Here is a 13,326-nt window from a genome sequence, read left to right as displayed (position 1 = left end):
CAATATACTACAAGACTGGTTTTATTACCCAATATTTATTATAATTATAATAACATAAGCAATTTATTAATAAGATAAATATCTAATTTAATGAATTACTAGATAAAAATTAATTCTCGTATGTTAATCCAAACTTTTTCCACTCGAGAAATCCGCCTTTTAAATTAACTACTTCCTTTATACCAGCTTTTTGTAAGATGCTAGCTGCTATAGCGGAACGCAAACCAGTTCGACATTGTAAAACTATTGGACAATCTTTCGGTACAGAATCTATCTTCTCAAATAGATTACCTAACGTAATATGTATTGCATCATGAAGGTGCCCTTCCCCCACTCTTTTTTACTACGTACATCGATAACCTTAACACTTCTATCTTTTATATGCCGATATAATTCAATTGATGTTTTTTCCTTGTAGCCTTCTAATATATCAAATTTTTTTATTACTTTTAAAGGTGCAAAAGCAACAATATTATCTAGCCCAATAGATTCAAATTCCCTAATGACTTCCTCAACTTTAACCTTTTCCTCATCTAGAATTATTAAAGTCTCTGTTTTATAATCTAGTAACCATCCACACCAAGAAATGGGTTATTGAGCCTTCAGAAAAGGATTATCCTTCTACTATCTCTTTCAATGTAATAATTGATGTTCCCCTAGGAATAGATTCTACTCGTTGGAAAAACATTTTACATGGATCTAGGACTGAAGCTTACACAAATACTAAATATTATATTGCAAGTCCAATTGGTGCCACTAGCAAATTCACAGTGAAAATATATGCTATTACAAATTAAAAAATAAAGAATCCAAATGGAATTCCTTTTTGATGGAATACCATTCGGATTCTTTTTTGATTTTAATTCGTTAACATTAGGATGATGATTAAATTTATTTATATACCATTTAAACCATTAGATAATTCATGTTTGGAACGGCCCTTACTTTTTAAAGAGAAATTCAAAATTGTTAACTACCTTTTCCACCTTATCATTTATTCAAAATTGGCTTCCAAAGCGATAAGGCAAAAATCCAATTTGAGTCACCATTTCCTTGATGATCTTGAACCGCTTCATACACTTTTCCCTCATGTACTACTCTATCACCCTTAGTATATGCTTTTCTTGCATCCCATTTTTCATATGTGGAATCCTCTGATTTTGTTGTTACATTCAAAACATCACTTCTACTAGATTCATTTCCAGCTAAATCAACCGCCGTCACTACATATTTATACGATGTATTAGCCTCCAAATCTTTATCCATAAAGGATGTATTAGCCGCTGTCCCAATTTTATTCATAACCCCAGCGCTTTCTCTATATACAATATAATGGTCTACGCCTACATTATCTTCAGACGGACTCCACATCAAGTCAACAGTTGTCGCTGTTGTACCCATACTATGTAATCCTTTTGGTTGAGTTGGAGCCTCTATATCTGGGATTGCATGTGTTGTCTTAACCTTTAGTTTTTCACTTTCTTTTGATATGTTCCCAGCAGAGTCTAATGCCTTTATTGTATAGGTATATTCCGTATCTGCTTTTAATTTTTTATCAATAAATGTTGTACCTGGTACCGTATCAATTGCTTCCCCATTGCGTAACACTTGATATTCCGTTACACCTATATTATCCGTAGAAGCCTTCCATGTTAGTGCAACACTATTGGCAGTAACTTTAGACGCATTTAATTCAGTTGGTTGACTTGGAGCTACTGTATCGGGAGTTTCATTATTTACTAGATTTACATCAATAACATTATAAAACGCATTTGACGTATCTGCTACATCCCATACAGCTAAAATAACATGATAACCATTGCGATCAGTTGGTACATTAATTGTATGTGTTAAATTATTTGATGCGGCAGAACCATCATGTTTCACAGTTCCAATTGGTTCTAATTCAGCACGTGTTAATGGTTTATTAGGATCCCATCCCTTTTTTGTAATGTAATAATGCCAATTACTTGTAGGATGTGCAGCTGTATATTTCCATGTAAAGGTATTTGCTCCACCCTTAATCGTGTTTTTGAACCAGCGATTTGATGTTTGTTGGTCAAGAATTCCTCCAAACAGTCCTCCTGCCGAAGCGATTTTTCCATCAATCGGTCCCCCATCTGGGAATCCTTTAGGTGCTTCTAGGCTTTGAGGTTCGTACATTATATTTCCACAATTTAAATTCAGTGCTCCATAATTCTGACTACATAAAGCAGCACGGCTACTTGGCTTTTCAACAAATCCATGTGCATAAGCACTTTGAGGAATCATAGTAATAGCCGTTACCCCTGCAGCTAAAACACAAGCACCAATTCCTTTTTTACTTTTTCTTAATCTTTCCAATTTAGATGTTAATTTCAAATTCATTCTTTTCCCCCAAATTTATTATTGTTATCGCTAATATAATAGCAATATAGAGATAAACGAACAAATTACTAATAAATATACTAATACCTCTCATACATTGGTACGTTTATTATTATTTTTAATCTCATTTAAAAATAAAGTAAATACAATTACGCTATTTTGTAACATTATGTATTTAAAGAAGAATAAACACTTCGTTTAATTTCACAAAAAATTCAAATATTAAAACAGATAATTAAATCATGTAGGAAAAATAATTTTTTTATATTACAAAAAAGCAAAAAAAGTCTGGAAGAAACCGATTATATCCGTTTCTTCCAGACTTTCACTTCTTTTATACCACTCACAAGTCCTTTAACCTTAAACATATACACTTGAGGTTAAAACCCACATAACTAATATAACCTATATGTTGACTAGCTTCTAAATGTTAAAATTCATAAATTAATAGTAACAGACCAATTAAAATAAGCCATTTAGCAAACACATATAATATTCTTACTAATTCAATCTAACGCTTAATTACTTATAAAATAACTTAAGGTATCTAGCTTAACTGTATTTTCTTTATGAATACCATTGTCTACCCTGCATTTCCTTACTTTAAACAGATCATCAAGAGATTGTTAATGTTTAAGGAGGAAAGATTTGAAAACCCATTTTCCATTATCATATTCTAAAAATTTATTATATTATTTTTATCTAATAAGGCACAGAAACAACGGGTAAACTTCAGTGTGCTTGAGAAACGTTCTTAGGGTGAAACGTTTAAAGGGTACTTTAGTACTGAGTTTTTATTAAATGTTCCTGTACCTAATATTTAAATTAACGTATGTCAAAATATTTTACAATACGAGTGTTAAACGTTACATATTTCTATATAAAATGATACATTTCATCAGCACGCCTCCCTAATATTTATGCTAAATGTAGAAAATTCAGCTCGTTAGGATTTAATTTTAGAATTCTCATAAAAGCATATGATAGATTAGGCACGTAATTGTCACAAATTAATAGTCTATCTACTTTTTAATTACCTATGAAAACTCTATTACCGCTTTATTATTTACTCCTAAACCAAAGCACATCTATACCTACAATTTCTTAAAACTCTTTTAGATAATCTTTCAAAAGATTCGATAGTTTTATATTTTATATTTTTTTATTGTACATTTTTGCATTTGATGTTAGGATTATGCCTATTAAAATTGAATCCTAACGATTCTTCTTTATAATTTCCATATTTTAATTGTTAAATAAAAATATAGATTCTGATATATATATTCAAAATCAGACCTAAAATATCTTTATTTTACAATGATGTCGTGGCATACCTTTAGAATGGAAAGATATATGCAACAACGTGTTAAGGGGTTACAGGAGGAACAAAAATGAGAGACTTTTTTGATGATAAGTACAAAAATATTGAATTAAAAAGGAGGTTAATCAATTTAATAAGTGAAATTAGCGAATTCAAAGGAAAATTAGCTGCTTATCAGGAACAAAACCCTGACATATTTAATAGTTTAGAAAAAACTATACCACTACATTACATAAAAAATTTCACAACTATTTATGAGGATATAAAAGTTCCTAATAAAAGATTAAAAGAACTTATTTTAGATGATATAGTACCTCAAAATATTTCTGAAGATGCTATTTTTTGTTATTATCAAACACTTTCTTTTGTACATAAAAACTCCTGTACTTTATCAATTAATCCAGCAACTATACAGGAATTACATTTTCAACTAATACATTACCTTACCTCTGACAGTGCCAAATGGCGTGAAAAACCTTTTATTATTCCAGGTATTCCCGAGCATGGAATGCACTTGAATAGTTACCGCATTCTTCCGCATGAACTCATTCCACAGTTTATGGAGCAATTATGTGATCAATACAACTCATTAAATACTAGTAAGGGGCTACATTCACTTTTATTAATAGCTCGTTTTATATTAAATTTTTATTGCATAGTCCCTTTCAATCAAGGTAATAACAGGCTGGCATTTATGTTAATGCAATTGCTATTAATTAAGAGTGGACATACATTTGTAAAATATGTATGTTTGGATAAATATATTAAGAAAAACGAATCTGATTATTACAATTCGATTTATAAATCTTCAGTGAATTGGTACTGCGAGGAACATAATAATAGCTTTTGGTTAAAAACGTTTTTAACAATTATATTAGAGGCTTACAAAGATCTACATAACACAGTTCTAGATTCTATATGTAAACATACTAAAGTTGAGAGAATTCAGGATTTTATACTTAAACAAAAACAACCTTTTACTAAGGAAAGTATTCGTAACACTTATCCAGACATTGCAGAAAGTACAATCAGTAAGGCTTTAAATTCCTTGCAAGTGTTTGGCCATATTAAGCTAGTTACAAAAGGAAGAAACGCAACGTGGATTAAGATTTGACCATATTTTCAATACACATGAGGTTTAAAAATTCAATTATAACCTTATCATTGAATTTCATTTTAATTTTAAGATAATATTACTTTTTTAGTTATTTCTAATTCCAACAAAACATTTTATAGGAAAAGGTCCGCTTTCCCCCGCCTTTTCCTATAATAAAATGAAATATAAACATAAAATAATTGTCGAAAAAAGTCTAATTTTAATATTTTTTCTTTATTTTCTGGTTGTAAACGCTTCTATTTCGTGTTACCATCTTAATCAAACAATAGATGGTCATAAAAATGAAAGTATTTCTTTCCCTTAGAAACATATAAACGTACGGTAATCTCAAGAAAATAAGGCCAAAGCAATATTTGATACCTACCAAAATAGCTAATAGGAATTTTGCGCATATCTTTTTCTGTTAATTCAGAAAAAAACATTTTGTCCCTAAACAAAATTTGTTAGCGCGCAAACTTTAATTACACTAGAACACCCAAATAAATATAATGTCTTTTTAATTGAGCATTAAGATATGAAAAAAGAATTCTTCCTACAAAATTCAGCTGATGAACTTAAAGACATCTAAATTACTACCTTAAACGCCATCTATTGTTGACAATATATTTATCAACTATGAAAAAGAGCCTATCAAGGGTTCTTTTTTGTTATAATCATTCAAATTTCAATTCTATCTTGATACTTAGATTCCCCCACAAATCATCTCTACTTTTTTGCTCTCAATTATTAATTTCCGTTCCCAATTTGTTTAAATTTGTGAATAAAATTCCATCTTATAAAAATAATAAATACAACTAATCGTTATATATTAAAGAGGTGTCAATTTTGTCTTTAAATGAAGAGATCTTAGAAACTAAAACAGATAAAAACATTGAAAAGATCCAAACAAGTAACTTAAAAGAACTTAAAAATACATTAGATAACATCTTTGATATTAGTGCAGATTTAATTGAACACCCTTTGCAATTAAAAACAAATACGAATATTCTACTATATTACTTTGAAGGCCTTACTGATGGTGTTGCTTTAAAAGGCAATGTTGTTACACCATTATTACAAGAAGTAAATGAAGACAGTCAAATATTTAATTCTAATATTATCGCTACTCATACCAAAATAGTATATACATGGAATGAAATTAAAGAAGGATTACTTGAAGGTCAATGTGTACTATTTATGGAAGGAGAAAATCGTTCACTTCTAATAAATACAAAAGGCTGGGCAGAGAGAGCAATTCAAGAACCAATTTCAGAAGTTACTATTAAAGGATCGCATGATGGATTTATTGAGAATGCCACAAAAAATATAGGCTTAATTCGTCGATATCTTCCTTCTGCAGAGTTAAAAATCAAAAAGCTGACGATTGGAGAACGAGCAACTTCTGTTGTTTATTTAATTTATTTAGGTGACGTTGCGAATGCAGATGTAGTTCAAGAAATAGAAAACAGAATCTGTAGAATTAAAACGGATGCGGTATTAAGCATTGGTGAACTATCTAATTTTACAAAGGATCAAAATTGGTCTCCTTTTCCACAGGCTTATTTAAGCGAACGCCCAGATGCTATTTCAAACCATATACTTGATGGAAAAGTAGCGGTGTTAATGGATAGATCCCCTGGCGCAATGATTGTTCCAATGAATTTAATTGGATTCTTTCAAACTCCAGATGATTATAATATTCATTGGCTCATTGCTTCATTTTTTCGCTTATTACGATTTGCAGGATTTATTATAGCTATTTTTTTACCAGCATTTTATATAGCTATAGTCTCTTTTCACTTTGAAATCATTCCTATAGATTTATACACTTCTATTGCAACGTCAAGAGTCAAAGTCCCTTTCTCTCCCTTATTGGAAGCTTTTATAATGGAAATCACACTAGAAATGCTACGTGAAGCTGGTATTCGCTTACCACAACCAATTGGACAAACCATTGGAATAGTTGGAGGGATTGTAATTGGACAGGCGGCTGTTCAAGCTGGTCTTGTTAGTAACGTTATGGTTATTATCGTATCTATTACAGCCATTGCTTCATTTATTGTTTCTAATTATGATTTATCAAGTTCTATACGCCTTATTCGTTTTCCAATGATGTTATTGGCTTACTTTTATGGCATTGTAGGTATTGTTAGTGGATTAATGCTCTTGTTTGCTCATTTTGTTTCACTAACTTCATATGGTTCACCATATGGATTACCAATTGCGCCATTTCGTCTCCAAGAGTTAAAAGATTCTTTTGTAAGATTTCCTATTTCTATGCTTACCAGTCGTTCGAGTACAGGGCAGCCGAAACAAAGAAAGAAAAAAGAAGGTGGTTAACATGGGGAATCTTAAATTCAAAAATATAACTTTATTCGAATTTATTATTTTCATCCATTCGCTGCAACTTGCATCTGGTATGTTAATTATGCCAAGCCCACTTGCTACTACTGCTGGCACAGATGGTTGGATTTCAATCATTCTTGGATGGATGGTTACTTCTATAATCGGTGTATTTATTATATTAATGTTACAAAAAAATCCCAACAAAAATTTCTCGCAAATCTTAAAAACATACTTTGGTAAATGGCTAGGGACGATTCTTTTTCTTTTATATGCCTGTTATCTATTTTTTGCTGGCTTTAATACTTTACTAAAGGCAACTAATATTGTAAAAGTTTGGATATTCCCTTCCACTCCTGCTTATCAAATCACCATATTATTACTATTACCTTTTATTATTTTAGCTCTGAGTGGGTTAAGGGCTCTTACTAGTTATTCTATGCTTGTTTTCTTCTTCACTACTTGGATGCCACTATTTCTTCTTTTTTCACTAAAGAGTAACTACACCCCTTTACACCTACTACCTATTTTTAAAGAGGGATTCTACCCTATTTTAAAGGGAACAAAAGAAACTATTACTCCTTATGCTGGCTTAGAAATTGCATATTATATATATCCGTTCTTACAAAAAAAACAAAAGGCCATAAAAGGACTACTAATAGCTAATACTGGAACCATGATTTTTTATCTATATGTGACTATTCTTTCTTATATATACTTTAGCCCCGAGGGGATAAAAGACGTAATTTGGCCCGTATTTCATTTGTTACAAGGGGTTCGTTTTTCTTTCATGGAACGATTAGAAATTATTTATATCGCTTACTATTTAATTGTATTCTCCACTACTTTATATCCGTATTTATTTTTCAGTTTTGAATCTATGACCATATCACTTCAAAAAAACGCCCGAAATTGGGCGCTGCTTGCTTTTATGTTATTTATAGTTGGGCTATTTATTTTCCTAAATCCCGATGTGGATCAATATTTGTTTATATATTCTCTTATGGATATCTTAAATGTCATTTTCTTTATTCTTTTACCAATCTTATTTTTCGCTTACAGTATTCTTTTTACTTGGGTTACTAGGAGGAAACAACTTTGATTCGAAAATGGATATGGATTGTAATTTGTTGTGTGTATATAATTGGTTGTAGTCAGAGAGTTCCTCTTGAGAAGGTTTCATTAATCCTTTTAATTGGCTTGGATAGAACCTCTAATGGAGACATAAAAGTTGGAACAAGCATACCACTCTTTCATCATAAGCAGCAAAAAAGTACTATAGAGCATTGGACACAAGCATCAACTGTATATAATGGATTCAGTAAGATAGATACGAAGTTAACAGGATATCTGACAGCTTCCAAAGCTCAAATCATTTTAATTGGGAAAAAATTAGCGCAAGAAGCAAACTGGTTGCAGGAGCTTGATTCTTCTTACCGTGATCCTTACGCTACCATTAATGCTAAAGTAGTACTTGTAGATGGACCTGCAGAAGAAATTTTTAAAATTCATAAGCCTAGTAAACCATCACTTTCATCTTATATAAATGGTGTAATTGAATCGTCAATTCAAAATAACCAATCAGTCTCTTCTACAATTCAACAATTAATGAGAGAACAAAATGAAGAAGGAATGACGCAAACTGTTCCAATTATCAAAAAAACAAAGGATGAAATCGACACAGTAGGAATTGCATTTTTAAATCGAAAAGGGAAATATTTGACTCATATCCCTAAAAAAGATGTTAAATTTTTCAATCTTATAAATAAGCCAAAAAGTAACGGGCGAATGATACTACACCTTGCACTTCCTCCTAAAAATTCCAACAAAAAAACAAATACTTCTATCTTCGTACAGAACGCGACAAGGAAGGTAGATGTAACTTTTCAAAATGGAAAGTTTATATTTAATCTCGATATATATGCTAATGTAGCTTTAATAGAAAAAACTAATCCGAATTTAATTAAGGGGTACTATAATAATAAAAAAAATATAAATAATTTAAAAAGTGCTATTCAAAAAGAAATTAATAATAATTTACAAAATATGTTGTATGAAATACAGCAGAATAAAATTGATCCAATCGGATTATCCCTATATGCTAGAGCATTTCAATATAAAGAGTGGAAAAAAGTAAAAGGAGATTGGTCGCAAGCGTTAGCAGAGGCTAAAATAAATGTAAAGACACATGTCAAAATAAAAGATACTGGGACCATTAGAAATTAAACTAGTCTATTCTTCTGCTTAAAAGTATTTCTAAGTGGAAATTCCCTCTTTAATAATTATTATGCAAAAGATGCTAACTCGAAAAACTCTTTCCGTTCTCTTAAAAAGGCAATAATTTAACGAATTTCCCGAAAGAATTCTCCTTCCTCAAGCGTGTGAAGGGCATAGCCCAACGGTAGGTGGGAGATGAATTTCGGTTTGGCGTAGCCACAAGGTTTTCCTTTTTATTTTGCCTCTGATATAATCAGTCTTATCAATTATAAAGGCTGGTATATAAATGAAATTAGATAGTAATAACCATTCAGTATTCTTGTTATATTATCACCTTGTGTTGGTCGTGAAATACAGAAGAAATGTGTTTGATGATCATATGTCAGACTATGCAAAAGATATGTTTGTTCGACTATCTGAAAACTATAACATCACATTAGTTGAATGGAATCATGATGTAGACCATGTTCATATTTTGTTCAAGGCACACCCTAATACAGAAATGACAAAATTGATCAATGCTTATAAAAGTGCAAGTTCTCGACTTATTAAAAGAGACTTTCCACAAGTGAAAAAGAAACTTTGGAAAGAGATGTTTTGGTCAAGAAGTTTTTGCTTGCTAACTACTGGTGGTTCGCCAATAGACTTAGTAAAAATATATATTGAAAATCAAAGTGAAAAGTGAGGTGAAATGATATGACAAAGCAGAATAAAGCATATAAATTCCGTTTGTATCCAACAGGAGACCAAGCACATCTTATACGTAAAACCTTCGGTTGTGTACGTTTCGTGTATAACAGAATGTTAGCTGAACGGAAAGAAGCGTATGAAAAACATAAAGATGATAAGGATCAACTAAAGAAACAAAATCTTCCCACGCCTGCAAAATACAAAGCAGAATTTGAGTGGTTAAAAGAAGTTGATTCATTAGCTTTGGCAAATGCTCAACTAAACTTGCAAATTGCCTATAAAAATTTCTTTCGTGGTCAAAATGACTTCCCAACATTCAAAAGCAAAAAAGACAGAAAGTCTTATACAACGAATGTAGTGAACGGAAATATTATGTTGCTTAACGGTCATATCAAATTGCCAAAACTGAAAATGGTACGTATCAAACAGCATAGAGAAATACCACAAGGCCATATAATCAAGTCATGTACGATTTCTATGACACCTACTGGTAAATACTATGTGTCCATTTTGACTGAATACGAAAAAGAGATCGTACAAAAAGAAGTAGAAACAGTTGTTGGATTAGACTTTGCGATGGATCAATTATACGTCAGTTCTGAGGATGAGAGAGCCAATTATCCTAAGTTCTATCGTGAAATGTTAGACCGATTAGCAAAGGCTCAACGAGTATTATCAAGACGTACAAAAGGTTCAGGGCGTTGGAATAAACAACGTATCCGTGTAGCTAAGCTACATGAAAAAGTAGCAAACCAACGTAAGAACTTTCTTCATCATAAGTCTAAAGAGTTAGCTACTCATTTTGATGTTGTCGCTATTGAAGATCTAAATATGAAGGGAATGTCGCAAGCACTTCATTTTGGAAAAAGCGTCGCTGATAATGCTTGGGGTATGTTCACCACTTTCTTAGCTTATAAACTAAATGAACAAGGAAAACAGCTTGTGAAAATAGACAAATGGTTTCCTTCCACAAAAACATGTAGCAGTTGTGGAAATGTGAAAAATATGTCATTGTCTGAGCGAATATATACTTGTATATGCGGTGTAAATATCGATAGAGATTATAACGCAGCTATCAATATCAAAAATGAAGCAATACGCCTATTGGTGTTAGCATAGATAGCAATAAAATAACCCTTGGAACAAGGGAGTTAGCTCGGCTGTCTTAGGACGAATTCGTTAGCTACCAAAAGTAACGACTAACCGAGAAGCCCCCACTTCAAACAGTCCGTTAGGACGTTAAGTGGCGGGTAGTTCACGAGGAACCATTTATATGCCTAATAACTCAAATAAAATCGATACTATACTTAGGTTAGATCTTAAAATCTAAAAACCTTATTCCAAACTTAGACCTAATTGATTGCTCCTCTCCCTTCCTTGGGGCTAAGTAGCTAGCTTTTGCTAGCTGCTTTTTTTATTAAACGGATAAAATTCGATATTCTAACAATACTACTCATAATACAACTTGAGCAGTTAACTTTTGTTAGCTGCTCTTTATTTGTACAAGGTACTCAATTGACTGGCGCACATATAATATCCTGAGTTCCTTTCTTTATAAAATAGTCGTTATAAAATGAGACTCGTCACGAGAGCACTTTACTAAGTGCTCTTTTTATACTCCAACTTAATACAAAATGAAAGTTTGATTAAGCTTATTTTTACTACCGCATAACATGTTTAATTCTGCTTATAATATAGTTGTAAATTAAAGTTACATATCTTTTACTTGTAGGGCCTAATTTTCTTTTGTACAACAAGCAGTTAGTTAATTAAGCTGGCTGCTTTGTTTTGCAAAAAGAAGTTTTTATACGATTTTAAACACATTTAAAAATAAATTCATATGATATTACGTATTCCTCTCTTTTACAAAATGGATTTTGGTCAAAAGAGCACTTTTACGAAGTGCTCTTTTCTCATGGAATTAAAGCTCTACAAAATAGCATTTTTGTTTAGTTTCACTCTAAAAGTAAAATTTTCATTTTTTCATTCCACCAAGTTCATAACATATTCTTTTCCCCCGATAAAATAATGATTAGGTGTCCCATGCGCATTTTATCCACTGGAAATAATACCTTTCACGTACTTACGTATTAGAAACTTCATTTCTGCTTCTTCTGCAATAGCAATTTTGTTCACTTTTTTGATACATTTATGAAACATTCACATGTTATCTTCAATATGTTCTATTCTTTTTGAAAAACCATGTGAGAATACCAAAACAAGAAGCCCTAGAGCCCTAACTCTAAGGCTTCTTGTTTTCAAATAAGGATTTTGTATTAAATCTGCACCAAGATTAAGAAGCATACATACCATATCTTGTGCACCTTTTTTACATAAATCTTGATCATTGGACGCCTTTAAAAGCGCTCTTTTTTGTTGATAAACTACACAAAGAGAAAAAAACGCATACAATGTCACGTATTCTTTTCATTATAACCTCAGTAAGTCCTTATTTAGCATGTAAAAAGGACTGCTAATTACCTGCAGCCCTTTACACTTCAAAGTTTAGAAGTATACAATAACAAATCTTTCCCAGCTTCCAGCTACATAACTAGTAGCCGTTAATTCTCTACCACCATTTGCTGATATATACCTACCATTACTGAGTGCTTGTAATACATATATCCTATTGTCTCCACCATTATATAAGATAAACTTTTCCCATGTCCCAATTGATGTACGATCTGCTACTACTCTACCATTTGGCTCAAACGAAACATACTTCCCATTACTTTTGGCTTTTAAAGCGTACGTATATAATTCTCCAGTCGGAATTAATTCAAATTTCTCCCATTCATTAACTACATTACGATTTGCTGTTACATTTCCCAAAGGCTCAGCAGAAACATATTGTAAATTTGCTGCCTGTATAGCAACTGTCCAACTTCCATTAAATAAATTCACGCCTTTTAGTGAACCTGCTTTTGATAGATTTGCTGCCGATACATCATTCGATGATGTAATCATCAATATCATTAAAACCATCGGCAACATCATTAAAACTAACTTTTTTGAGATTGTATTACCACTTGCACGTGTTATGAACCTCTTCATTCCCATTCCTCCCTCAATATACATAGAACTCATATACATCATACCAAATATGTAAAATATTGTAATGCTAGAGAGAGTTTATCAATAAATACCTTACTATTCTGTTTCTTTTTTCTCAAATCTATAGCACTTAAACATGTATCAATTCTCAAGCACATTTTTTAAATTATTTTCTCGTAATAAAAAAATGTAGCAGTTGATAGCAACGAGAGTATAGACAAAAGAGAGAGTATTTTCA

Annotated in this window: 8 protein-coding genes and 2 pseudogenes; 7 read left to right on the top strand and 3 right to left on the bottom strand. The window is 31.6% G+C overall.

What is annotated here, in order from left to right; all coding sequences use genetic code 11:
* Positions 1-109 precede the first annotated feature (109 nt).
* A pseudogene (locus ACTFRY_RS19630) lies at positions 110-585 on the bottom strand (rhodanese-like domain-containing protein); the annotation flags it as partial.
* Here ACTFRY_RS19630 and ACTFRY_RS19625 point away from each other — a divergent pair.
* Positions 585-797 (top strand): annotated as a pseudogene (locus tag ACTFRY_RS19625) (phosphatidylinositol-specific phospholipase C); the annotation flags it as partial. The pseudogenes ACTFRY_RS19630 and ACTFRY_RS19625 overlap by 1 nt on opposite strands.
* Before the next feature lie 193 nt (positions 798-990).
* Here the strand turns inward: ACTFRY_RS19625 and ACTFRY_RS19620 are convergent.
* A complete protein-coding gene (locus ACTFRY_RS19620; RefSeq protein ID WP_098616319.1) occupies positions 991-2,367 on the bottom strand; it encodes a lytic polysaccharide monooxygenase in 1,377 nt (458 codons plus the stop codon).
* A 1,391-nt stretch (positions 2,368-3,758) separates the two neighbouring features.
* On the opposite strand from ACTFRY_RS19620, the gene ACTFRY_RS19615 reads away from it, so the two are divergent.
* From ACTFRY_RS19615 to ACTFRY_RS19590, 6 genes are all read left to right on the top strand, one after another.
* Positions 3,759-4,802, top strand: a complete 1,044-nt coding sequence (locus tag ACTFRY_RS19615; protein WP_001204221.1) for a Fic family protein — start codon at positions 3,759-3,761, stop codon at positions 4,800-4,802.
* An 828-nt stretch (positions 4,803-5,630) separates the two neighbouring features.
* A complete protein-coding gene (locus tag ACTFRY_RS19610) occupies positions 5,631-7,124 on the top strand; it encodes a spore germination protein (protein ID WP_000055695.1) in 1,494 nt (497 codons plus the stop codon).
* 1 nt (position 7,125) lies between these two features.
* Positions 7,126-8,229 carry a GerAB/ArcD/ProY family transporter gene (locus ACTFRY_RS19605; protein ID WP_098616318.1) on the top strand — a complete coding sequence of 368 codons (1,104 nt, stop codon included), beginning with the start codon at positions 7,126-7,128 and terminating at the stop codon, positions 8,227-8,229.
* Positions 8,226-9,353 (top strand): Ger(x)C family spore germination protein, encoded by a 1,128-nt coding sequence (locus tag ACTFRY_RS19600; protein ID WP_098616317.1) that lies wholly within the window; start codon positions 8,226-8,228, stop codon positions 9,351-9,353. The genes ACTFRY_RS19605 and ACTFRY_RS19600 overlap by 4 nt, the downstream gene beginning before the upstream one ends.
* A gap of 277 nt (positions 9,354-9,630) precedes the next feature.
* Positions 9,631-10,029: an IS200/IS605 family transposase gene (gene tnpA, locus ACTFRY_RS19595; protein WP_440032408.1), complete on the top strand. Its 399-nt coding sequence runs from the start codon at positions 9,631-9,633 to the stop codon at positions 10,027-10,029.
* Positions 10,030-10,040: 11 nt separating this feature from the next.
* Positions 10,041-11,153 (top strand): RNA-guided endonuclease TnpB family protein, encoded by a 1,113-nt coding sequence (locus ACTFRY_RS19590; RefSeq protein WP_098542076.1) that lies wholly within the window; start codon positions 10,041-10,043, stop codon positions 11,151-11,153.
* Between the two features lie 1,386 nt (positions 11,154-12,539).
* On the opposite strand, the gene ACTFRY_RS19585 is transcribed toward ACTFRY_RS19590, so the two are convergent.
* Positions 12,540-13,088 carry a fascin domain-containing protein gene (locus tag ACTFRY_RS19585; protein ID WP_074593110.1) on the bottom strand — a complete coding sequence of 183 codons (549 nt, stop codon included), beginning with the start codon at positions 13,086-13,088 and terminating at the stop codon, positions 12,540-12,542.
* Positions 13,089-13,326 lie beyond the last annotated feature (238 nt).

The sequence above is a fragment of the Bacillus cereus group sp. MYBK195-1 genome (assembly GCF_051916605.1).
Classification (GTDB): domain Bacteria; phylum Bacillota; class Bacilli; order Bacillales; family Bacillaceae_G; genus Bacillus_A; species Bacillus_A cereus.
Note: the sequence above shows the minus strand (reverse complement) of the source record. Positions and strands in the feature narration are given on the sequence as shown.

Coding starts and splice junctions, on each gene's coding strand:
- ACTFRY_RS19620 (WP_098616319.1), bottom strand. CDS start 2,367: ATGAATTTGAAATTAACATCTAAATTGGAAAGATTAAGAAAAAGTAAA.
- tnpA (WP_440032408.1), top strand. CDS start 9,631: ATGAAATTAGATAGTAATAACCATTCAGTATTCTTGTTATATTATCAC.
- ACTFRY_RS19590 (WP_098542076.1), top strand. CDS start 10,041: ATGACAAAGCAGAATAAAGCATATAAATTCCGTTTGTATCCAACAGGA.
- ACTFRY_RS19585 (WP_074593110.1), bottom strand. CDS start 13,088: ATGAAGAGGTTCATAACACGTGCAAGTGGTAATACAATCTCAAAAAAG.
- ACTFRY_RS19605 (WP_098616318.1), top strand. CDS start 7,126: ATGGGGAATCTTAAATTCAAAAATATAACTTTATTCGAATTTATTATT.
- ACTFRY_RS19615 (WP_001204221.1), top strand. CDS start 3,759: ATGAGAGACTTTTTTGATGATAAGTACAAAAATATTGAATTAAAAAGG.